Origin of the sequence: Mycobacterium sp. 1164985.4, assembly GCF_001668575.1 — a bacterium.
In the GTDB taxonomy this organism is placed as follows: domain Bacteria; phylum Actinomycetota; class Actinomycetes; order Mycobacteriales; family Mycobacteriaceae; genus Mycobacterium.
In genome coordinates this window covers 13,514-34,578 of record NZ_LZMD01000075.1, presented here as the reverse complement: position 1 = coordinate 34,578, position 21,065 = coordinate 13,514, and the positions used below count along the sequence as shown (strand labels likewise).

22 protein-coding genes are annotated in these 21,065 nt (G+C 68.2%); 16 read left to right on the top strand and 6 right to left on the bottom strand.

From position 1 onward, the window contains the following. Positions 1–3 precede the first annotated feature (3 nt). From A5650_RS16065 to A5650_RS16055, 3 genes are all read left to right on the top strand, one after another. Complete coding sequence (locus A5650_RS16065; protein WP_067293366.1) at positions 4–504, top strand: pyridoxamine 5'-phosphate oxidase family protein; 501 nt, start codon at positions 4–6, stop codon at positions 502–504. A 4-nt stretch (positions 505–508) separates the two neighbouring features. Beyond that, positions 509–988: a nitroreductase family deazaflavin-dependent oxidoreductase gene (locus A5650_RS16060; protein ID WP_067293364.1), complete on the top strand. Its 480-nt coding sequence runs from the start codon at positions 509–511 to the stop codon at positions 986–988. Positions 989–1,118: 130 nt separating this feature from the next. Then, on the top strand, positions 1,119–2,072 hold the full coding sequence (locus A5650_RS16055; RefSeq protein ID WP_067293361.1) for a hypothetical protein: 954 nt from the start codon (positions 1,119–1,121) through the stop codon (positions 2,070–2,072). A gap of 101 nt (positions 2,073–2,173) precedes the next feature. Here the strand turns inward: A5650_RS16055 and A5650_RS16050 are convergent, their stop codons facing one another. Genes A5650_RS16050 through A5650_RS16035 form a run of 4 tightly spaced genes read right to left on the bottom strand, consistent with a single transcriptional unit; the run spans position 2,174 to position 4,745 of the window. Then, positions 2,174–2,977, bottom strand: a complete 804-nt coding sequence (locus A5650_RS16050; RefSeq protein WP_067293357.1) for an acyl-CoA thioesterase domain-containing protein — start codon at positions 2,975–2,977, stop codon at positions 2,174–2,176. A 27-nt stretch (positions 2,978–3,004) separates the two neighbouring features. Beyond that, positions 3,005–3,337, bottom strand: coding sequence for a GNAT family N-acetyltransferase (locus A5650_RS16045; RefSeq protein WP_067293353.1), 333 nt, complete (start codon positions 3,335–3,337; stop codon positions 3,005–3,007). Between the two features lie 7 nt (positions 3,338–3,344). After that, positions 3,345–4,310, bottom strand: a complete 966-nt coding sequence (locus tag A5650_RS16040) for a pirin family protein (protein WP_067293350.1) — start codon at positions 4,308–4,310, stop codon at positions 3,345–3,347. Positions 4,311–4,325: 15 nt separating this feature from the next. Further along, positions 4,326–4,745, bottom strand: coding sequence for an EVE domain-containing protein (locus A5650_RS16035; RefSeq protein ID WP_067293347.1), 420 nt, complete (start codon positions 4,743–4,745; stop codon positions 4,326–4,328). Between the two features lie 96 nt (positions 4,746–4,841). Here A5650_RS16035 and A5650_RS16030 point away from each other — a divergent pair, with 96 nt between their 5' ends. Beyond that, a complete protein-coding gene (locus A5650_RS16030; protein WP_067293343.1) occupies positions 4,842–6,410 on the top strand; it encodes an acyl-CoA carboxylase subunit beta in 1,569 nt (522 codons plus the stop codon). 187 nt (positions 6,411–6,597) lie between these two features. Here A5650_RS16030 and A5650_RS16025 read toward each other — a convergent pair whose 3' ends face one another. Further along, on the bottom strand, positions 6,598–6,888 hold the full coding sequence (locus A5650_RS16025) for a WhiB family transcriptional regulator (protein WP_067293340.1): 291 nt from the start codon (positions 6,886–6,888) through the stop codon (positions 6,598–6,600). Positions 6,889–7,196: 308 nt separating this feature from the next. Here A5650_RS16025 and A5650_RS16020 point away from each other — a divergent pair, with 308 nt between their 5' ends. Next, positions 7,197–7,928, top strand: a complete 732-nt coding sequence (locus A5650_RS16020; RefSeq protein WP_067293337.1) for a helix-turn-helix domain-containing protein — start codon at positions 7,197–7,199, stop codon at positions 7,926–7,928. 5 nt (positions 7,929–7,933) lie between these two features. Here the strand turns inward: A5650_RS16020 and A5650_RS16015 are convergent, their stop codons facing one another. Continuing rightward, on the bottom strand, positions 7,934–9,241 hold the full coding sequence (locus A5650_RS16015; protein ID WP_067293508.1) for a MinD/ParA family ATP-binding protein: 1,308 nt from the start codon (positions 9,239–9,241) through the stop codon (positions 7,934–7,936). Positions 9,242–9,753: 512 nt separating this feature from the next. Here A5650_RS16015 and A5650_RS16010 point away from each other — a divergent pair. From A5650_RS16010 to A5650_RS15960, 11 genes are all read left to right on the top strand, one after another. Then, positions 9,754–10,080: a type VII secretion target gene (locus A5650_RS16010; RefSeq protein ID WP_067293332.1), complete on the top strand. Its 327-nt coding sequence runs from the start codon at positions 9,754–9,756 to the stop codon at positions 10,078–10,080. Beyond that, positions 10,077–10,916, top strand: coding sequence for an ESX secretion-associated protein EspG (locus A5650_RS16005; protein ID WP_067293329.1), 840 nt, complete (start codon positions 10,077–10,079; stop codon positions 10,914–10,916). The genes A5650_RS16010 and A5650_RS16005 overlap by 4 nt, the downstream gene beginning before the upstream one ends. After that, positions 10,906–11,388 carry a secretion protein EspD gene (locus A5650_RS16000; protein WP_067293325.1) on the top strand — a complete coding sequence of 161 codons (483 nt, stop codon included), beginning with the start codon at positions 10,906–10,908 and terminating at the stop codon, positions 11,386–11,388. Before A5650_RS16005 ends, A5650_RS16000 begins: the two co-directional genes overlap by 11 nt. Then, positions 11,381–13,102 (top strand): type VII secretion AAA-ATPase EccA, encoded by a 1,722-nt coding sequence (gene eccA, locus A5650_RS15995; protein WP_067293505.1) that lies wholly within the window; start codon positions 11,381–11,383, stop codon positions 13,100–13,102. Before A5650_RS16000 ends, eccA begins: the two co-directional genes overlap by 8 nt. A 2-nt stretch (positions 13,103–13,104) precedes the next feature. Next, a complete protein-coding gene (gene eccB / locus A5650_RS15990) occupies positions 13,105–14,574 on the top strand; it encodes a type VII secretion protein EccB (RefSeq protein WP_067293322.1) in 1,470 nt (489 codons plus the stop codon). Continuing rightward, on the top strand, positions 14,571–16,802 hold the full coding sequence (eccCa, locus tag A5650_RS15985) for a type VII secretion protein EccCa (RefSeq protein ID WP_067293318.1): 2,232 nt from the start codon (positions 14,571–14,573) through the stop codon (positions 16,800–16,802). The genes eccB and eccCa overlap by 4 nt, the downstream gene beginning before the upstream one ends. Next, the gene (eccCb, locus tag A5650_RS15980; RefSeq protein ID WP_067293315.1) at positions 16,799–18,556 is read left to right on the top strand and encodes a type VII secretion protein EccCb; all 1,758 of its coding nucleotides are present in this window, start codon (positions 16,799–16,801) and stop codon (positions 18,554–18,556) included. Before eccCa ends, eccCb begins: the two co-directional genes overlap by 4 nt. Positions 18,557–18,727: 171 nt before the next feature. After that, positions 18,728–19,021, top strand: a complete 294-nt coding sequence (locus A5650_RS15975) for a PE family protein (RefSeq protein ID WP_067293313.1) — start codon at positions 18,728–18,730, stop codon at positions 19,019–19,021. A 33-nt stretch (positions 19,022–19,054) separates the two neighbouring features. Then, a complete protein-coding gene (locus tag A5650_RS15970) occupies positions 19,055–20,350 on the top strand; it encodes a PPE family protein (RefSeq protein WP_067293309.1) in 1,296 nt (431 codons plus the stop codon). 85 nt (positions 20,351–20,435) lie between these two features. Next, the gene (locus A5650_RS15965) at positions 20,436–20,735 is read left to right on the top strand and encodes a WXG100 family type VII secretion target (protein WP_067080509.1); all 300 of its coding nucleotides are present in this window, start codon (positions 20,436–20,438) and stop codon (positions 20,733–20,735) included. Between the two features lie 27 nt (positions 20,736–20,762). Next, positions 20,763–21,062 carry a WXG100 family type VII secretion target gene (locus tag A5650_RS15960; RefSeq protein ID WP_067080511.1) on the top strand — a complete coding sequence of 100 codons (300 nt, stop codon included), beginning with the start codon at positions 20,763–20,765 and terminating at the stop codon, positions 21,060–21,062. The last annotated feature ends 3 nt before the right edge of the window (positions 21,063–21,065 follow it).

The following is a 21,065-nucleotide window of genomic DNA, read 5'->3' as shown; positions in this document are numbered from 1 at the left end:
ACCGTGGGCAAGAACGAACGCGCGAAGATCGTCATGTCCGACGACGAGATCACTGAATTCATCGAACGCAGCCGCACCGCCACAATGGCGACCGTGCTGCCCGACGGGCGGCCGCACCTGGTCGCGATGTGGTACGCCGTTCTCGACGGCGAGATCTGGTTCGAGACGAAAGCCAAGTCCCAGAAGGCGGTCAACCTGCGCCGCAATCCGACGGTCACCGTGATGATCGAGGACGGCGACACCTACGACACGCTGCGGGGCGTCTCGATCGACGGCAGGGCCGAGATCGTCGACGACCCCGAAACAGTTCTGCGCGTGGGCATCAGCGTTTGGGAGCGCTACACAGGACCGTACTCCGACGAGATGCGGCCGTTCGTCGATCAGATGATGAACAACCGCATCTGCGTGCGGGTGGTGCCGCTGCGCACACGAAGTTGGGACCACCGCAAGCTCGGCATGCCGGCGATGCCGCTGGGCGGCAGCACGGCCCAATACCTAGGTTGATCGCATGGATCCGAACAACAAGCCAAAGCAGCTGAACTCGCCCGTCGTCGAGCGGGTCATGAAGTATGCGGGCAAGGCGCACGTGTGGGTGTACCGCCGCACCGGCGGCAAGATCGGCGCGAACTGGCGGGTGGGCGCGGGGTTCAAGAAGCCGGTGCCGACGCTGCTGCTCGAGCACATCGGGCGCAAGTCCGGCCGACGGCTGGTGTCGCCGCTGGTGTTCATCAACGACGGCGATGACGTCATCGTGGTGGCCTCGAAGGGCGGCAGCGACACCGATCCGCAGTGGTACCGCAATCTGGTCGCGAATCCGGACGCCTACATCGAGATCGGTTCGGACCGCCGCGCCGTGCGCGCGGTGACCGCGACGCCCGAGCAAAAGGCCCGGCTGTGGCCGAAGCTGGTCGAGGCGTACGCCGACTTCGACACCTATCAGGCGTGGGCCGACCGGGAGATCCCGGTGGTCATCCTGCAACCGCGCTGACGACACGCCGAGTGCGATCCATCTCACACTCCTGAAGCGTTCGGCCGCCCCCGCGGACCGGGTAGCCAACTGGACAGGTGCACCCCAGCGCCGACCCAAACCGTCAACGCTTAAGGGGCGATTTCTACATATGAGTACCACCACCTTGCTGAACCAGTTGCGCACGATTCTTGACCTCACGCACACCGAGATTCAGGTCGCCGAAACCCGGATCACGCAGGCGCGCACTGAGGCTGTCCGTCGCGAGCTGACTCAGAACGCCGAGAACGGCCGCATCCGCGCCGAGGCGATCGAGAAGGCGATCCGCGACCTGGGCGGATTCCCCGACACCATCGGCCCGTTCCTGGGCCGCGCCGCCGCAGCGGTGAAGGCGCTGACCGAGCAAGCCCAGCCCTTCGACGAGGCGCTGCTGGGCGACCTGGCGCTCGAGGATCAGCTGCTCGACCGCGCCCGCTACATCAAGGCGCTCGCGGTGGCCGCGAAGAAGCCCGACGTACAGGAGCTCGCAGATCGCCTGATCACCGCGCACTCCGCGACGGTGAGCTGGCTGACCACGGTTCTGGCCGAGGACGCGCTCGGCGGCCCGGCCGCGCTGCAGCGCACCCCGCTGCAGGCCGCCGCGGGCACCGCGGTGAAGCTGGTCAACCTGCCGGGTCAGTGGTCGGCTCAGTCGGTCGAGCGGCTCGCGGAGCTGTTGCGCTCGGCCGGACCGGCCGTCGACGACCTGCGTGAGCGGGCCCAGCGCGCCAGCGAGATCACGTTCAAGGCGCTCGGTGCGTCGCGTGACGGTGCGCTGCGCAGCGCCGAGAAGGTCGTCCGCCGCGAGGGTGCCGGCGATGCGGCCGACGCGCTGCACAAGGCCCGTGCCGAGGGTGGTGTCGTCGACGCCGACGAGCTGCCGATCGCCGGATACGAGGATCTCAACCTCAGCGACGCGGTCGCGGCGGTGAAGGATCTCGACGATCCGTCGGACATCCGCACGATCATCGCCTACGAGGAGATGCACAAGAACCGCCAGCGGTTGGTGTCGGCAGCGCAGACGCGCCTGGCCGATATCGCCCAGGAGGTTGTCGGCATCAGCTGACCCGGACCACATGGATGGCACGAAGCACCCCGCGGGAAACCGCGGGGTGTTTCTTGTGTTGCAGGGGTTTTTGAGCTCGGTGCGAGAGGGGCGGTTTCAAGCTACATGCGAGGCGGAGTGAAGCCCGGGTTCGCCAGCGCGTTGGCGACGCCGCCGCCGATCGGCCCGTACTCGTCGACGATCGTCGCGGTGCCGGTCGCCACTCCCGCGTCGCTGAAGTGGGTCAGCGCGGCGAGCCCGAGGTAGGCACCCTCCGGCAGCCGCGACAGCGACAGCGTGTAGTCGGCGTTGATCCACTGCAGACCGCTGGGTCCGAAGTGCGTCAACGAGCTCACCATGTCGCCGGCCATCGCGGCGCGGGTGAACGGGGTGAGCTCAACCCCGTCGACGAGCGGTCGAAAGTCGCGGACCCACAGGTGTTTCGGACCCGAGTGCTGCCAGTTCATCAGGCCCTCGCCGGGCCCGGGTTCGCGGCCGTCCCTGCCGTAGGTCCACACCAGCGTCGAGAGTTCGCGGGGGATGGGATCGGGTGTCGGCGGCAGCGGCGGCATGGTGACCGGCGACGTCCAGATCTCGTCGGTGGGTTGTTCGCTGCGTCGCAGGAACAGGGCGGTCGCACGCGCGACGGTCGTGTCGCCCTGCGTCATCAGCGCGTCGACGAGCTTCAGGCGCCGACCCTCGCGGACGACGGACGTCTCGACGCGGACCGCGGCCAGCGCGGCGGGGCGGAACAGGTCGACGGTCAGGCGGGTGGGCTGAAAGTCCGGGTCGCCGGCGTCACGTTCGATGACGTGTCCGAGCAGACCGCCGGCGTAGTTGCCGCTGATCGTCTGACCCCACGGGCCCCGCGCCATCGGCGAGGGCACGAAGGCATCGCCATCGGGGGTGAAGAACGCGGCCACCATCGCGAAGACGATAGCGGGCTAGCCGGACTAACGATTAGCCAGCCACTGCTCGACGTCGTCCGACACCGGATCGACGACGTCGCTGTACTCGTCGTGCTTTTTGACGTAGGACGCCACCATCTCGCAGACGGGCACGATGCGCAGCCCGGCGTCGCGGGTGTTCTGCAGCGCCTCGCCGATCAGGATCGTCGCCAGGCCGCGCCCCTCGAAGTCGCTGTCGACCTCGGTGTGGGTGAAGATGCGCTGACCGTCGCGGTCGGCGAACTCGGCAAGCCCGACGTTCTTCCCCTCGACGGCGATGGTGTAGCGGTCGGCTCCGGCGGTCACCTCGGTGGGCGCCCCGGTTTTGTCGGTCGTCATGGTTCCTCTATACCCGCGGGTTGCGTCGCGGACGCAAGGTCGCATTGGGCAGCGGAGGAGCGGGCAGCCGCGTCACCGCTCCGCGGTATCCCTGCACGGCGCCGAAGCGGTCGTCGCCGTCCTCCCACTGCCCGCGGTACGTCGCGATGTCCTCATGGCTGCGGCCGACGAAGTTCCACCACATGACCAGTTCCTCGGGAAAGGGCGGCCCGCCGAGCAGCACCAGCCGGGCGGGCTCTGCGCCGCGGTTTGTCAGGTGTAACCGGTCGGTGCCTGCGGCCTGGAACGCCAGATCGGCGACCTCCAACACCGAGTCACCGACCGCGACGTCGCCGTGATCGAGCAGCACGCCGTGCTCGAAGTCCCGATCGACCTCCAGCGTCAGCTCCGCGCTCGGTTCGAGGTCGACCTGCGCGCCGAGCAGCGGTGTGAACGTGTGCACCGGTGACCGCTCGCCCCCGAGTTCGCCGATGAACACCCGCAGCGTTGCGCCGTCGTGCGCCCGCGGCGCCGGGACGAAGTGCTCGAAGCCGCGCTCGGTGTCGCGCGCGCCGTCGGGCAGAGCCACCCACAACTGCACGCCGTGCAGGATCGCGGTCGCGTCGGTGGACACCTCCGAGTGGCAGATGCCCGCGCCGGCCGTCATCAGGTTGAGCTCGCCGGGCCGCACCATCGCGTGCACCCCGCCGCTGTCGCGATGCTCGACTTCGCCGCTGAACAGCCAGCTGACGGTCTGCAATCCCGTGTGCGGGTGCGGTGGCACATCCATACCGGTGCCGCCGCGGACGTCGTGTGGGCCGTAGTGGTCGGCGAAGCACCACGCCCCGATCAGCGATCGATCACGCTGCGGCAGCGTGCGCCGCACCCGGATCGCCCTCGGCCCGCCCAGCGGCACCTCACGCGGATGTAGGACACCCGCGAACGGGACTGCCGCGCAGGCGACTTCGGTGGGAGCTGGGTCGGTGTTGCTCACCAACCCACAGTAGGTCTATCCCGTGCCCGTCATCGCCGAACGGATCACCTCCAAATCGTCGTCGCCGATCTTGAAAACCCCGAAGCGGAACTTGTAACCCCACCGCGTCTTGTCCTCGATGAAGTCCAGATGGTCGAGGAGTGGGCGGATCGGCGTCTCCTTCGCGTCGAGGAAGTCGACATTGCGCCGCCACCGCTCCTCGTCCGGAGAGGCGGGATCGAGGTAGGGCTCGTCGTCGGCGACCTGCCCGATCGCGGTGAACGCCTGCAACGGCGGCCCGTCGGGATAGACGGTGCGCGGTGAGTAGAAGACGATCCAATCGCCGCGCGCCATCCTGCGCAGCATGTGCGGTTTGCCGTGATTGGCCTGAGTGAAGCGGCCGCGCACGCCGAGTTCGACGTGATCGCGGCTGACTGTGTTGATCCAGTTCGTCATGTCCGCACGCTAAGCGCGACGGCCGACAGTTTGGGATCCCGCGAGAAGTGCCTGTGGATAACTCGCGCCGTTGTCGCCTGATTAGCATCGGACGCCGTGAGGGACGAGTCGCTGCGCGACGACCACGCCGAGCTCCTGAGGCGCCGCGAACTTACCGAGGACGCGGCCCGACCGGACGCTGTGGCCAGGCGACATGCGGCGAACGCCAGGACGGCGCGGGAGAACATCGCCGACCTCGTCGACGACGGTTCGTTCGTCGAATACGGGCGCTTCGCGATCGCGGCGCAGCGGCACCGTCGCGACCTCGACGACCTGATCGCCCGCACCCCCGCCGACGGTCTGGTGGCCGGCACGGCACGCGTCAACGGCGACCTCTTCGGCGACGAGCGCAGCGCGTGCGCGGTGCTGTCCTACGACTACACGGTGCTCGCGGGGACGCAGGGGGCGCTGGGCCACCGCAAGAAGGACCGGCTGTTCGAGCTGATCGAGCGGCTGCGGCTGCCGACGGTGTTCTTCGCCGAGGGCGGCGGCGGGCGCCCGGGCGACACCGACATCCCGTCCGTCTCGGCGCTCGACGCCCGTGCGTTCAAGCTGTGGGCGGCGCTGTCGGGCGTGGTGCCGCGGATCGCGGTCGTGCACGGCCGCTGCTTCGCGGGCAACGCCGTCATCGCCGGATGCGCGGACCTGATGGTCGCGACCGAGAACACGTCCATCGGTATGGGTGGACCCGCGATGATCGCCGGCGGCGGGCTCGGCGACGTGCCACCCGACGAGGTTGGACCGATCAGCATGCAGGCCCCCAACGGCGTTGTCGACGTGGTCGTAGCCGACGAGGCCGAGGCGGTCGCGGTGACCAAACGGCTGCTCGGCTATTTCCAGGGCAGCACCGAACCGGGTCGGGTCACCGACCAGACCCGTTTGCGCACAATCGTTCCGGAGCGTGCCCGCCGGGCCTATCAGGTCGCGCCGATCATCGAGACGATCGCCGACGAGGGTTCGGCGACGTTCCTGCGGACGAAGTTCGCGCCGGAGATGGTGACGGCGCTGGCGCGCATTCACGGCAGACCGGTCGGCGTCATCGCGAACAACACGATGGTGATGGCCGGCGCGATCACGGCCGCCGCCGCCGACAAGGCGGCGCGATTCCTGCAGCTGTGCGACGCGTTCGGGCTGCCGGTGCTGTCGCTGGTCGACTGCCCCGGCTACATGGTGGGCCCGGCGGCCGAGTCCGAGGCGCTGGTGCGCCGCGCATCGCGGATGCTGGTCGCCGGAGCGTCGCTCGAGGTGCCGCTGATCGCGGTGATCCTGCGTCGCGGCTACGGATTGGGCGCCCAGGCGATGACCGGCGGCAGCCTGCGCGAGCCGGCGCTGACGGTGGCGTGGTCGGGGGCGCACCTGGGACCGATGGGCCTGGAGGGCGCGGTTCGGTTGGGGATGCGCAAGGAGCTCGAGGCGATCGCCGACGACGACGAGCGCGAGGAGCGGGTCCGGCAGGCGACGGCGGCCGCGCAGGAAAACGCCAAGGCGCTCAACGCCGCTGCACTGTTCGAGATCGACGACGTGATCGACCCCGCGGAGACCCGCGAGATCATCATCAACACCTTGACCGCCGCCTCCGCGCACGCCCCCGAGCGCCAAGGCCGACGGTTCGTCGACACCTGGTAGCCGGGGGGAGAAGAAGGGGACGGTGCCGCCTGCGCCTCTCGGCGAGTGGTCGCTCGAAGCGACGATTGTGGTTGGGGCCCGGGGCATGCCCGACACCGTCGCATCGATCAACCGGGGCAGGCCGCGAGTTATTCCGAGGGTGGTCGCCCGCCGCCGACCCCCCGAGCGGCGGCGAGCGAAGCGATGGTCACGCGGATTCCGCGTAGAACCGACGTTCGCGGACCGGTTGCCCGTGCCGTTCGGCCAGCGATTTCAGCTGCCTCAGAGCAAACGTGCGACCGCGTCCTCCCTCGGGCACGTAGATGCCCGCCCAAAGGCCTTCGGCGCGCGGTAGCTCGCAGGCTTCCCGTGCGCACAGCCACCGGCGGGGGCACGCCCGGCAGATCGCCTTGGCCTGTTCGTCGGCCGACGTGGTCCATCTCTCCGGATCCCTGGTGCATGCGCCGACGGGCATCTCATCCGATTCAGTCGTGTGCATCTGCGAACTCCTTCGTGCTGAGTGCAGCGCGTCGGCTGCATTGGTCGAAAACGTAGCGCATAAACCGTAGCGACACAACAGTTATGGAGTGCTTCCCCTTGGATCGTTGCAAGAAGAGGGCTCTGACATGGAGTTTTACGGGCTCAGACCCAGGCATAAACGTAGCAGCGGACGTGCGAACCGCAGCAGAACCGGAGCATCGCCACGACTGGATCCACGCCACGCCGCTCCAAGCCGTAGCGCGCTACGTAACGACGGATACGATTACGGCGCCGTCTCATCCGCCCGCTTCGAGGACCGCCGCCCCCATGACCAATCCGGAGTCGACCGACGGATCGGCCGAGGCACCCGATCCGGGGATGGCGCGGGCCGGGGCGGCGGCCGCCGCGCGGCGCCGGGAACTCAACATCAGCCAACGCAGCCTGGCGGCCGACGGCATCATCAACGCCGGCGCCCTGATCGCCTTCGAGAAAGGCAGAAGCTGGCCGCGAGAGCGCACCCGAGCAAAGCTCGAGGAGGTCCTGCGTTGGCCCCCGGGCACGATCGCCAAGCTCCGGCGGGGAGAACCGGTCGCCGGCGACCACCGTCCCGTGTCGACGCACGCGAGCGACGAGGTGCCGTTGATCGCCGAAGCGGTGATCACCGCTGCGAGGACGTTCGATTCGGCGATCTCTGCGTTGCCCGAAGCGGAGGATCCCGAGTTCGCGCCGAAAGCGGCGCAGATCCTCGCCGACCTTCGGCAGTTGGAAGCCGTGGCGGCGCGCGCGGCACGGATCAGCCGGGTGACGCCGCCGCTGATCAAGGCGTTGAGCGCGGTGCGGTCACGCTACGACGACCTGACGTTGCGCGCCGCACACTCTCCCGGCGCGACCCTGGGCCAACGCCTCTACGCCGCGCGCCGCCGGGCGAACCTCACCATCTCCGAAACCGCCCAAGCGGCAGGCGTTTCCGACGACGAGATCGTGCACGTCGAGGCGGGGGAGCCGGTGTCAGCCGCAGCCGCGCAGGCAATCGCGGCGCTGATCGACGAGCTCGGCTGAGCGCGTCAGTACCGCTCGCGGCTACGGTCGTCGCTGCTGGGGAAGTGATCGGCCAACGCGGCGGCGATCTCCAAGAACCGGCGACGGGTCTTCGTCGACATCTGCGAGGTTCCGTCGATGACGCCGCCGGGCCGCAGGTGCCCGTCGAACGGAACCTCGATAACCCTCTGCCCCTGGCCCGAAAACTGTTGCGCCAGAATCGAACGCGTGCGCTTGTCGGCGTGTCCGTCGGAGTCGTTGAGGACGATGACAGTGCTCTGCAGCAGCCGGGTCAACCCGCGAGCGGCCAACCAGTCCAACGTCTGGCCCGCCGCGGCCGCGCCGTCGACCCACGGTGAGGACACCACGACCATCGCGTCCAGGTCCCGCAACACCTCCTGCGTGACGGGTGAGTCCATGGTCGAACTGCAGTCGATGATCGAGATCGTGAAGTAGCGGTCCAGACGTGAGGCCGCCTCGCGATAGATCGCCGGGTCGAGTACACGGCGGCGCGCGGGGGCGCCTTCACCGGCGAGCACGAACAACCCGGCGGCGTTGTTGCCGACACGGCTGCGCACATCGGCGAAGGTCTCCAGGTGCTGATCCGACGCCAGCTCCCAGTACGAACCCTGGGCCCTGGGGTCGACGCGGCTGCCGAGCTTGCCGAACGCGGTGTCCGCGTCGATCGCCACCACCCGGTCGTCCTGCCGCAGTTCGGCGAACACCGAGCCGAGGCTCGCCGAGACGGTCGTCTTGCCGACCCCGCCCTTGCCCATCACGCCGATCTTGTAGTGACCCCGCAGCGCTCCGCGGATCTTGGCCTCCAACTCGGCCTGGCGCACCTCGTCCGGACCCGGGCCGAGGTTCACCGATCCGAACGTGGCCCGGTAGAGAACGAACCGCCAACCCCGCTTCGGCGCCGGCTTGCGGGGCGGAACCAACTCGTCGGGCCTGATGCGTTCGGCGTAGGAACCCGGTTGCGGGGGGACCTGCGGGCCCGGCGCCTGGAGGCCGTGGCCCACCCACGGACCCGGCGCCGGGTGCCCGGGCTGCTGCGGTGCCCTGGGAGCCGGCTGCTGACGAGTGGGGTGGCCCCACATCCGTGGATCGGGACGGGTTGCGACGGGCACGGGCCCGGTGTCGCCGAGCGAGTCGGGTGGCGGACCGAACCGCGCAGGCTGCTCACGGAACGTGGTGCGTTGCGGTTCCGGATCTGGGAATCCCGGAGGGGGCGCCGGCGTGGCCTCCGGTTCGGAGGGCGACGGCTCATCGGCGGCTTCCTCCGAGCTCGCCCAGCCGAGTTCTCGTCGCAGCGCGTCATCGCGGTCCGTCAATGCGATCTCCTCCAGCTCGTGTCGCGGGTCCCCGCCCCAGTATCGACCACTGTTCCAGGCGCCCGTCGACCGCGCTTCCAGCAAACACCAAAGGCGGCTCGGTGGCGGTGGCGAGGGCTGCTGCGAGGTCCGATTGGGCGGCGCCAAAATTATCGTCTGCGTAACTTGCCAGTGTTGACGCTCGATGCAGGTCTCACCACGTACGGAGCGGGCCAGACCTGAGACTCAGCATTTGCTGATCTCGCCATAGGCCGTCTTATGCCGCCGAAATCCCACTGTGGGGATTAACTAGGAGTTCCCCGCACGTGCCGAGGGTGCTGATCAATGCAACGAAATTCCGTGTCATGAGCACCGCTGAACCGCTGGTACGCTGGCTCGCGGCGACGGGGCCTGCGCGTTCGGCTCCGGCCGCGTGTAGCTGATCCGCGGCAAAAGACTCGGGGTCTGTGCGCAAACGGTGGCGGTAGCGAGCACCGCCCGCCACCGCACGACGAAGGAGAGGGGCAAACGTCATGTCGGGTGACGATGTGCGCGTCTCCGCCACTCACCTCGCGGACCTGGCGGCCCGCCATGCGCGCACCGCTTCGGACGCCATGGCGACGGCACGCGCCGCCGAGGAGATCGGTGAAGCGGTCAGGAACACCCACGGCGACATCGCGGCCTCTACCGCCGGCGCGCTCGGGACCGTGCTGGACTCGCGGGGGCGCGCGGGCGCCAAGCTGGTCGACGCATCCGCGGCGCTGTCCGACACGCTCGCTGACGCGCTCGCGCACTACGACCGGACCGATGAGGCGGCGGCCTCGGTGTTGAACGCGCAGATGCAGGCGGATCGGACGTGAGCCCCGACGCCACGCACATCGACGACGTCGTCGGTGTCGAAGTCACCATCGACGGCATCCTGGTGATCGCCGACCGGCTCGGCCTCATGGAGTTTCCGACGGCGTTGGGCATCCGGCAGAACATCCCGCAGCCCGAACTGCGCGACCGTGTCTGGGAGCAGGTCGCTCGCGACCTGACCGCGCAGGGCGTGCTCGACGTCTTCGGCCAGCCCCATCCCGAGGTGGCTGCCATGGTCGACACCTTGAGCCGAGCGGACCGCACGCTGGAGGCGCGCTGGTGGCGGCGCGACGTCGGCGGCAAGCTCATTCGTTTCGTGGTCTGCCGAAAGGGCGACCGCCATGTCGTCGCCGCTCGTGACGGCGACATGCTGGTGCTGCAGCGGGTGGCCCCGCAGGTTGGTCTGGCGGGCATGGTGATGACCGTCCTCGGTACCGCCACGCCTGCGGACGTCGAACCGCTCACCGGTGTGGCGAGCAAACTCGCCGAGTGCCGCGACGCAAACCAGATCGCCGCTTACGGCATCGGCCCGTCTTCGGCGCGCGCATACGCCGACATCATCGCCGGCCCGGACAGTTGGGCGGAGATCACCGCGATCGAGCGGCATCCCGGCGGCACGTTCACACAGGCCGACGTCGCGGCAGGCGTGCTCGACTCGAAGTACGGCCGGATCGTGTCGATCCCGCGCCGCGTCAGCGGTGAGCTGTACGGGAGCTTCCTGCCGGGCAGCGCCGACAACCTGGCGCGGGCACTGGACGGGTTGATCGAATTCCTGCCGTCGGGCAAGTGGTTCGACCATGCCACGCTCGAGTCAGCGGAGGCCGCGAATGGCGGATGAGACGTCGCCGCGCGACTTCGATGACGAGCGTGACGATATGGCCGCGCTGGATTTCGGCCCTCCCGGCGCGCCCGAGGAATCAGTTCTCGATGTGTTGGATGTCTACGGACACGCCGAGGACGACGCCGCGCAATCGCCGGATTCCGTTGTGACCGTGACGAACCCGCCCGGTACGGTTTCGGTGAGCGCCTTCCTCGACGGTCGCATCAGCCGCATCGGCCTATCCGAAAAGGCCGGCGGCCTGACCGAGTCCGTGCTCGCCGACGAGGTCGTCGTCGTGGCGGGTCTCGCCGCCCGGGACGCCCAGTCGGCGCAGTACGCCAGCATGCTCGAGGGCATGCGCGAACAGGGTCACGACGACGCGGCGACCCGCGACTTCCTCACCCGCGACCTCGGATTGCCCAGCCCCGAACAGGCCCGCGCCGAACGCGCACGGGTGTTCTCGACACGATATGCCGGTGACCATGACTGAGCATCTCGCGAGCCTGTTCGGAAGTGCGGTCGGAATGCTGGCCAGCACACCGGCGCGATCATTCGAAATCTTCACGGAGATCACCAATTTCGACGAATCCGCCTGCGATGCGTGGGTGGGACGCATCCGCTGCGGCGACACGGACAGGGTCACGCTGTTCCGGGCGTGGTACTCGCGGGCCAACTTCGGCCAACTCGCCGGCGCGGCGGAGATCTCGATGAACAGCCTCAACGCGCGGGTGCCGATCGGCGGACGGTTCGGCGACATCACCTACCCGGTCAACTCGCCGTTGGCCATCACCATGGGATTTGCGGCCAACGAAGCGTCGATCGGCAATTACGCCGACGCGATGGAGGCGCTCGAGGACGCCCCCGCCGCCGGCGCCGAGCATCTAGTGTCCTGGATCAAGGCCGTGATCTACGGTGCCGCGGAACGCTGGACCGATGTGATCGACCAGGTTCGCGGTGCCGGCGCCTGGCCCGACAAGTTCCTTGCGGCGGCAGCGGGTGTGGCGCACGGTGTCGCGGCGGCCAACCTCGGACTGTTCACCGAGGCCGAGCGGCGACTCACCGAGTCCAACTCCTCGCCCGCCGGGGAGGCGTGCGCACCCGCGATCGCGTGGTTCCTGGCGATGACCCGCCGTAGCCAAGGCAACGAAGAGTCCGCGCTCGCGCTACTCGAGTGGATGCAGGCCACGCACCCGGACCCGAAAGTCATTGAGGCGTTGCGCGACCCGTCGTACCGGCTCACCACGACCACCGCGGAGCAGATCGCGGCCCGCAAGGATCCGTGGGACCCGAACAGCGTCGAGGCCGACACCACCGGCCGGGAGCGGTTACTCGCCGAGGCGCAGGCCGAACTCGACCGTCAGATCGGGTTGACGAGGGTCAAGGAACAGATCGAGGCCTACCGCGCCGCCACGCAGATGGCGAAGATCCGCGCGGCGCGCGGGATGAAGGTCGCGCAGACGTCCAAGCACATGATCTTCGCCGGGCCGCCCGGAACCGGGAAGACGACGATCGCCCGCGTCGTGGCGAATATCCTTGCCGGCCTTGGCGTCATCGCCGAGCCGAAGCTCGTCGAGTCGTCCCGAAGGGACTTCGTCGCCGAGTACGAGGGCCAGTCGGCGGTCAAGACCAGCCGCACCATCGACCGCGCCCTCGGCGGCGTGTTGTTCATCGACGAGGCCTACACCCTGGTGCAGGAACGCGACGGGCGCGCCGACCCGTTCGGCACCGAGGCGCTGGAGACACTGCTGGCCCGGATGGAGAATGACCGCGACAGGCTGGTGGTGATCATCGCCGGCTACAGCGCGGACATCGACCGCCTGCTCGAATCCAACGACGGCCTCCGGTCGCGCTTCGCCACCCGCATCGAGTTCGACTCGTACACCCCCGACGAGATCGTCGAGATCGCCGAAGTCATTGCGCGGGCGAATGACTCGTCGCTCAACGATCAGGCAGCCAAGCAGGTGCGAGAGGCGGCCACGCTGCTGAGCAGCCGGTCTCTCAACAGCAAGCCCGCGCTCGACATCGCGGGCAACGGCCGCTACGCCCGCCAGCTGGTCGAGGCCTCCGAACAGAACCGCGACATGCGGTTGGCCCGGTCGCTGGACATCGAAAGCCTCGGCGACGAGCAACTGTCCGAGATCAACGGTGAGGACATGGCCGCCGCGATCAGCGCGGTCCACGCACGTCTGAGTATCGGCGAGTAGGCATGGCGGGTTTCCGGCTCACCACCAAGGTGCAGGTCAGCGGCTGGCGTTTTCTCTTGCGCCGTGTGGAGCACGCGATCGTGCGCCGGGACACCAGGATGTTCGACGACCCGTTGCAGTTCTACAGCCGCGCGGTCTCCGTCGGCGTGATCATCGCGGTCGCGGTCTGCCTGGGCGCCGCGCTGCTGGCGTACTTCAAACCGCTCGGAAAGCGCGGGAACGACACACTTCTCGTCGACCGCGGCACCAACCAGCTCTACGTCGTGCTTCCGGGCAGTGGACAGCTGCGGCCCGTGTACAACCTCACCTCGGCGCGCTTGGTGCTCGGTAACGCGGGAACGCCGTCGGCCGTCAAATCCGAGGAGTTGAACCGGATGCCGAAGGGCCAGCCGATCGGCATCCCCGGCGCGCCGTACGCGACGCCGGTGGGCGGCGCGAATTCGATGTGGACGCTGTGCGACACGGTCACCAAGCCGGAGAGCGTGGTGCCGAACCTCGAGTCATCGATCATCGTGCGGCCGTTGGTCACCGACTCCGCGGTCGCGCCGATGCGCCCCGACCAGGGCATGTTGGTGTCCTACGAGAACGACGTCTGGCTGGTTACCGAGGGCGGAAGGCACGACGTCGATCTCGCGGACCGCGCGGTCACCTCGGCGGTAGGGATCCCGGTGACGGCGAGGGCGACGCCGATCTCGCAGGGACTGTTCAACGCGCTTCCCAACGCCGGACCGTGGCGTCTGCCCGACATCCCCCTGTTCGGCACGCCGAACACGGTCGGGCTGCCGCCGAACCTGGTGATCGGTTCGGTGTTCAAGGCGCTGACCGAAGACGGTGAACAGCACTTCGTGGTGCTGCCCGACGGTGTCGCGCGGATCAACGACGCCACCGCCGCAGCGCTGCGCGCGACCAATTCGTTCGGACTCGTGACGCCGCCGTCGGTGGAAGCCAGTGTGGTGGCGCGGATTCCCGAGCAGGTGTTCGCTTCTCCACTACCCGACAAGCCCTTGGAGATCCTGCAGCGTGACGACGCGCCGACCCTGTGCTGGGCGTGGCAGCGCGAGCCAGGCGACCAGGCGCCGAAGACCACGGTGATCGCCGGGCGCCACCTGCCCATCCCGTCGTCGGCCATGAGCACCGGGATCAAGCAGATCGGTGGCGCGGCAACCGTTTACATCGACGGCGGACAGTACATCCAGTTGCAGTCGCCCGATCCGCGCTACGGCGAGAGTCTCTACTACATCGACCCGCAGGGTGTCCGGTACGGCCTGCCCAACGAGGACACCGGCAAGACCCTCGGGCTGACCGGACCCACCACCGCGCCGTGGCAGGTGGTCGGGTTGCTGATGGACGGCCCGGTGCTGTCGAAGGAGGCGGCGCTCGTCGAACACGACACCCTGCCCCCGGATCCCAATCCGCGCAAGGTGAACGGCGCCGCCGAGCCGGCCGCCGCACCGGCAGGAGGTGGCGGATGACCACCAAGAAGTTCACGCCGATCATCAAGCGTGGCCCGCGCCTGACACCGGGTGAGATCAACGTCGCCCCACCGGAAGACCTCGGTGTCGAGGTTCCGCCGTCGGGTATCCAGAAGGCGCTGCCGTGGGTGATGGGCGGCGGCATGCTCGGCATGGTCGCGATCATGATCTTCACCGGCATCCGGCAACTCTCGCCGTACATGCTGATGATGCCGCTGATGATGATCATGGCGACCGTCGGGTTCATGGCGGGCGGCGGACCCGGCGGTAAGCGCGTTCCCGAGATCAACGCCGACCGCAAGGAATACCTGCGCTATCTGGCCGGCCTCCGCACCCGCGTCACATCGTCGGCCGCCGCGCAGGTCACGTTCTTCAACTATCACGCGCCGCACCCCGAAGACCTGTTGTCGATCATCGGGACCAACCGCCAGTGGTCGCGGCAGACCAATGCCGACTTCTACGCCGCCACCCGGATCGGGTTGGGCACCGAGCCTGCGGTCGACCGCCTGCTGAAACCCGCCGTCGGGGGAGAGCTGGCGGGTCCACAGGGCGCGCCCCAACCGCACCTGGAACCGGTCAGCCACATGTGGGTGACGAAGTTCCTCCGCACCCACGGGCTGATTCACGACTGCCCGAAGCTATTGCAGCTGCGCACGTTTCCGACCATCGCGATCGGCGGCGACCCGGACGGCGCCGCGGGGCTGCTGACGGCCATGATCTGTCACCTCGCCGTCTTCCACCCGCCGGACCTCCTGCAGATGCGGGTGCTCATCGACGATCCCGAAGACCCGAACTGGGCCTGGCTCAAGTGGTTACCGCATGTGCAACACCAGACGGACACCGACGCCGCCGGCCCCACCCGCATGATCTTCACCCGCCCCGACGGCTTCAGCGACCTCACCGCACGCGGCCCGCACACCGCCGACGCGGCGCCGAGCGGACCCTACGTCGTGGTATTCGACCTGACCGGCGGAAAGGCCGGGTTCCCGGTCGACGGGCGGGCTGGCGTCACGGTCATCACGCTCGGCAACCACCGCGGCTCGGCGTACCGGATTCGGGTGGCGGCCGACGGCACCGCCGACGATCGGCTGCCCAACCAGACCTTCCGGCTCATCACGTCGACCGTCGACCGCATGACCTCCGATCAGGCCGCGCGCATCGCGCGGAAGCTGGCGGGCTGGTCGATCACCGGCACGATCATCGACAAGAGCGTCCGCGTGCACAAGAAGGTCGCCACCGAGTGGCACCAACTGGTCGGGGCGCAGACGATCGAGGAGGTGACGCCGGCGCGGTGGCGCATGTTCAGCGACACCGACCGCGACCGGTTGCGCATCCCGTTCGGCCACGAGCTCAAGACCGGCGACATCATGCACCTCGACATCAAGGAAGGCGCCGAGTTCGGCGCCGGACCACACGGGATGCTGATCGGGACAACGGGTTCGGGCAAGTCGGAGTTCCTGCGCACCTTGATCCTGTCGCTGGCGGCCACCCACCACCCGGACCAGGTCAACCTGCTGCTCACCGACTTCAAGGGCGGTTCGACGTTCCTGGGCATGGAGAAGTTGCCCCACACCGCCGCCGTCGTCACCAACATGGAAGAAGAAGCCGAACTGGTCAGCCGCATGGGCGAGGTGCTCAGCGGCGAGCTGGACCGCAGGCAGTCCATCCTGCGCAAGGCCGGCATCCAGGTCGGCGCGGCGGGCGCGCTGTCCGGTGTGGCCGAGTACGAGAAGCACCGCGAACGCGGAGCCGACCTCCCGCCGCTGCCAACCCTTTTCGTCGTGGTCGACGAGTTCGCCGAGTTGCTGCAGAACCATCCCGACTTCATCGGGCTGTTCGACCGAATCTGCCGCGTGGGCCGGTCACTGCGGGTGCACCTGCTGCTGGCGACGCAGTCGCTGAACACCGGCGGTGTGCGGATCGACAAGCTCGAACCGAACCTGACCTACCGGATCGCGCTGCGCACCACCAGCTCCGCGGAATCCAAGGCCGTGATCGGAACACCGGAGGCGCAGTACATCACCAACAAGGAGAGCGGTGTCGGCTTCCTTCGCGTCGGCATGGAGGATCCGGTCAAGTTCCACAGCGTGTACACCGGTGTCAACTATGTCCCGACCGCCGCACGGCAGGACGACGGGGAAGCTCGGCCGCAGACCAACGGGCAGAGCCGGGTGCGAATCCGACCCTTCACCGCTGCGCCGATCCCCGAACCGGTGGTGAGGTCATGAGCATCGAATCCGAGCAGCGCGTGCTCCGCGAGGTGGTGCTCGACCAGCTGACCACCGGCGAGACCCGCGCCTATCGAATGTGGTTGCCGCCGTTGGCCGATCCGACGCCGGTCAACGAGCTGATCGCCAACGACCGCCAGCGTCAACCGCTGCGCTTCGGTCTCGGCATCATGGATGAGCCTCGCAGGCACCGCCAGGAGGTATGGGGTATCGACACCTCGTCGGCGGGCGGCAACATCGCCGTCGGTGGCGCGCCGCAGACCGGCAAGTCGACGTTTCTTCAGACCCTGATCCTGTCCGCCGCCGCATCACACTCGCCGCGGCAGGTCCAGTTCTACTGCGTGGACCTCGGCGGCGGCGGTCTGATGTATCTCGAGGACCTGCCGCACGTCGGTGGCGTGGCGACACGTTCGGAGCCGGACCGGGTCAACCGCGTCATCGCGGAGATGAAAGGGGTTCTGCGGCAGCGCGAAGCGATGTTCAAGCAGTACCGCGTCGGCTCCATGGCCGCGTACCGCCAGATGCGCGACGACGCGAACCATCCGCTGGCCGCCGATCCGTTCGGCGACGTGTTCCTGGTCATCGACGGCTGGCCCGCCTTCGTCGCGGAATTCCCCGACCTTGAGCCCGTCGTGCAGGACCTAGCCGGTCAGGGTCTGCAATTCGGTGTGCACACGGTGATTTCGACGCCGCGCTGGACCGAGCTGAAGGCGCGCGTGCGCGACTACCTCGGCACCAAGGTCGAGTTCCGGCTCGGTGACGTCAACGAGACCCAGATCGACCGAATCACCCGCGAGATACCGGCGAACCGGCCGGGTCGCGCGGTGTCGACGGAGAAGCACCACCTGATGATGGGGGTGCCGCGGCTCGACGGTGTGCACAGCGCGGACAACCTCGTAGGCGCGATGTCCGAAGCGGTGCAAATCATTTCGGCACGGCACACCGACCAGGCGCCGAAGGTGCGCGTGCTCCCCGAGCGCATCTACCTGCATCAGCTCGATCCGAACCCGCCCGGCCCCGATACCGATTACCGCAACAGGTGGACGGTGCCGCTCGGCCTGCGCGAGTCCGATATGGGCGTTGCCTACAACCACATGCACACCACGCCGCACCTGCTGATCTTCGGCGGGCCCAAGTCGGGTAAGACCCGCATCGCTCACGCCGTGGCGCAAGCGATCTGCGCTCGCAACAGTCCGGATCAGGTGCGGTTCATGCTCGCCGACTACCGGTCCGGACTGCTCGACGCGGTGCCGGAGTCGCACCTGCTCGCCGCGGGCGCCATCAACCGCAACAATGCGAGCCTCGAAGAGGCGATCAAGGCGTTCGCCATCAACCTGCAGAGGCGGCTCCCGCCCGCGGATCTCACCACGGCGCAGTTGCGTTCGCGCTCGTGGTGGAGCGGACCCGATGTCGTGCTGCTGGTCGACGACTGGCACATGATCGTCGCCGCAAGCGGTGTGGTGCCGCCCATGGCTCCGCTGTTCCCGCTGTTGCCTGCGGCCGCTGACATCGGACTGCACATCATCGTGACCTGCCAGATGAGCCAGGCGCACCGCGCGACCATGGACAAATTCGTCGGAGCCGCGTACGGCGCTGGATCGCCGACGCTGTTCCTCTCGGGCGAGAAACAGGAGTTTCCGTCCAGCGAGGTCAGGCTGAAGCGCCGGCCACCCGGCCAGGGGCTCCTGGTCTCACCCGACGGAAAGGAGGTCATCCAGGCGGCGTATGTGGATCCGCCGGAAGAAGTTGTGTAAGCACCACCCGCGAACCGTGGTTACTATGGTTCGAGGCGCATGCTAGCAAACACGATGGTGGCGTCGCAGCAAAGAGGTCGGGGAGCGCGGTTCCTGGCTGACCGACAACCGTATCCGAACGTTCACAAGTTCATACGCATTGATTTCGTAGCCAATGAGGAGATTTTTCGAATGGAACCGTTGATGCACAACCCGGGCGCCGTGGGAATCGGGTCGCAGGTGGTGGCTAACGGCACCCGCGGGCTCGCAGCGGGCACGACGGCCGGTGCGGCGGTCACCGCCCTGGTTCCGGCCGGTGCCGACGAGGTTTCCGCACAGGCCGCGGCCGTCTTCGCAGCCGAGGGCGTGGAGACGCTCGCGATGAACACGTTTGCCCAGGAAGAGTTGGCTCGCATGGGCGCGGCCGTCGTCGAGAGCGCCGGAATCTACAACGCCGTGGACGGCTCGAACGCCGCGACGTTCTGATCGCGATTCGACGAACCAGGGAAGACCTAGACGATGTTCTGGCATGCCTTGCCGCCAGAATTCAATACCGCCCGGCTCATGGCCGGCGCGGGCGCGGCGCCGATGCTGCAAGCCGCCGCGGGCTGGGAGGCGTTGGCGATCTCGTTGGAGACGCAAGCCGACGAACTGGCCGCGAGCCTGGCCGCCCTGACGTCGGTGTGGAGCGGGGCGGCAAGCGAACGGGTCGTCGCGGCAACCATGCCGATGATCGCCTGGCTACGGACCGTAAGCGCTCAGGCGATGAAGCGGGCCTTGCAGGCGACCGCTCAGGCGAACTCCTACAGCCAGGCGATGGCCACCACACCGCCGCTCCCGGAGATCGAGCAGAACCACATCACTCACGGGGTGCTCGAAGCCACCAACTTTCTCGGCATCAACACGGTTCCCATCGGCGTCAACGAGTTCGACTACTTCGTCCGCATGTGGAATCAGGCCGCCGGGGCGATGGACCTCTACCAAGCCGAGACGGCCGTCAACCTCCTCTTCGAACCGATCATGCCGCCGAAACCGATCGTGATACCGGGTGTGGCCGCCGGCGGTACGGCGATGGCAACCGGCTTCGCGGCGGCCGCCGCGCCGGCCACCGCGCTGCGCAACGCGGTCATCACCCAGGTGAGCACGCAGGCGTCGATGGAGTCGGCGGTGCTCCAAGGCGGGCGGGCGACCTCCCAGATGGGCATGGCGGGTCAGCACGCCGAGGGCCAGGTGCAGAAAGCCGAGAACCTCACGCAGCAGGCACGCCCGAATCAGCCGATGCAGCAAGGCATGCAGATGGGCATGCAGATGGCGTCGCAGCTCGGCTCGACCCTGGCGCAGGTACCGCAGCAGGGCATGCAGATGGTGACGCAACCCGTGCAGCAGATGACCCAGCCGCTGCAACAGGTCCCCTCGCTGTTCACCCAGCTCGGGAGCAGTTTGGGCAGCGACAAGATGCAGGTCGGTCTCGTCGGTGCCAGCCCGCTGTCGAACCATCCGCTGGCCGGTGGTTCGGGGGCGACGTCCGGGGCGGGACTGGTGCGCGCGGCGTCGCTGCCGGGTGCCGGCGGCACGATGGCGCGCACCCCGTTGATGGCCGAGCTGATCGGTCAACCGTCGACGGGCGCGGGTGCGCCGGGTGCCGCTGCCGGCGGCAGCGGAGGCGGTCTCGCGCCGGTGGGCGCGACTGGTGGCGGCGGAGCGCCGATGGGTCACATGGGGCAGCGGGGGAGCAGCGGCGGAAGCAAGCAGGGACTGACGGCGCCGCGCCTGCTGCCGCAGGACCTCGGAGAAGACGAGGACGACGACTGGTGATCGCACACCAAGACTTCCCGGTCAGCCGACCGGAAAGACTCGCCATCGATGGTGAGGACAGAGGAAGAGAGAAAGAGTATCCAGCATGGCAATGAATACCGACGTTGCTGTCCTCGCCAAGGAGGCAGCCAACTTCGAACGCATCGGTGGAGAGCTGCGGGCCGTCATCGGTCACGTCGAGTCGACGGCCGGCGCGCTGTCGGCACAGCTGGTCGGTGAGGCCGGGTCGGCCGCTCAGGCGGCGCTGATGCGCTTCCATGAGGCGGCGGTCCGTCAGGTTCAGGCCCTCGACGACATCTCGGCCAACATCCACTCTGCGGGCTCGCAGTACGCGGCGATGGACAGCGACGGGTCCGCGGCGTTGTCCTCGGCGATGCAGTTCTGACCCACTGAGACGAACGGAGAACACGTAATGAGCGAGAAGGTTTACAACTACGCCGCGATCGATGCGTCGTCGGCCGAGATCAACACCGCTGTGGGTCAGACCGAGGGTCTGCTCGAGGAGGGCAAGGGCTCGCTGGCGGCCCTCGCCGGTGTCTGGGGAGGCACCAGCTCCGAGGCCTACCAGGCCGTTCAAATGCGTTGGGACACCGCGTCGGCGGAGCTCAACACCGCGCTCCGGCAGCTCGCCTCCACCATCCAGGAGTCCGGCGGCACCGGAGGAACGATGTTTCAGGCCGACAAGCTCATCGAGGGCTCGTTCGGCGGATAGAAG

Bases quoted from the DNA above. Each gene is read 5' to 3' on its own strand.
- A5650_RS16060 (WP_067293364.1), top strand. From the start codon at position 509: ATGGATCCGAACAACAAGCCAAAGCAGCTGAACTCGCCCGTCGTCGAG.
- A5650_RS16055 (WP_067293361.1), top strand. From the start codon at position 1,119: ATGAGTACCACCACCTTGCTGAACCAGTTGCGCACGATTCTTGACCTC.
- A5650_RS16050 (WP_067293357.1), bottom strand. From the start codon at position 2,977: ATGGTGGCCGCGTTCTTCACCCCCGATGGCGATGCCTTCGTGCCCTCG.
- A5650_RS16045 (WP_067293353.1), bottom strand. From the start codon at position 3,337: ATGACGACCGACAAAACCGGGGCGCCCACCGAGGTGACCGCCGGAGCC.
- A5650_RS16035 (WP_067293347.1), bottom strand. From the start codon at position 4,745: ATGACGAACTGGATCAACACAGTCAGCCGCGATCACGTCGAACTCGGC.
- A5650_RS16025 (WP_067293340.1), bottom strand. From the start codon at position 6,888: ATGCACACGACTGAATCGGATGAGATGCCCGTCGGCGCATGCACCAGG.
- A5650_RS16020 (WP_067293337.1), top strand. From the start codon at position 7,197: ATGACCAATCCGGAGTCGACCGACGGATCGGCCGAGGCACCCGATCCG.
- A5650_RS16010 (WP_067293332.1), top strand. From the start codon at position 9,754: ATGTCGGGTGACGATGTGCGCGTCTCCGCCACTCACCTCGCGGACCTG.
- A5650_RS16000 (WP_067293325.1), top strand. From the start codon at position 10,906: ATGGCGGATGAGACGTCGCCGCGCGACTTCGATGACGAGCGTGACGAT.
- eccA (WP_067293505.1), top strand. From the start codon at position 11,381: ATGACTGAGCATCTCGCGAGCCTGTTCGGAAGTGCGGTCGGAATGCTG.
- eccB (WP_067293322.1), top strand. From the start codon at position 13,105: ATGGCGGGTTTCCGGCTCACCACCAAGGTGCAGGTCAGCGGCTGGCGT.
- eccCa (WP_067293318.1), top strand. From the start codon at position 14,571: ATGACCACCAAGAAGTTCACGCCGATCATCAAGCGTGGCCCGCGCCTG.
- eccCb (WP_067293315.1), top strand. From the start codon at position 16,799: ATGAGCATCGAATCCGAGCAGCGCGTGCTCCGCGAGGTGGTGCTCGAC.
- A5650_RS15975 (WP_067293313.1), top strand. From the start codon at position 18,728: ATGGAACCGTTGATGCACAACCCGGGCGCCGTGGGAATCGGGTCGCAG.
- A5650_RS15970 (WP_067293309.1), top strand. From the start codon at position 19,055: ATGTTCTGGCATGCCTTGCCGCCAGAATTCAATACCGCCCGGCTCATG.
- A5650_RS15965 (WP_067080509.1), top strand. From the start codon at position 20,436: ATGGCAATGAATACCGACGTTGCTGTCCTCGCCAAGGAGGCAGCCAAC.
- A5650_RS15960 (WP_067080511.1), top strand. From the start codon at position 20,763: ATGAGCGAGAAGGTTTACAACTACGCCGCGATCGATGCGTCGTCGGCC.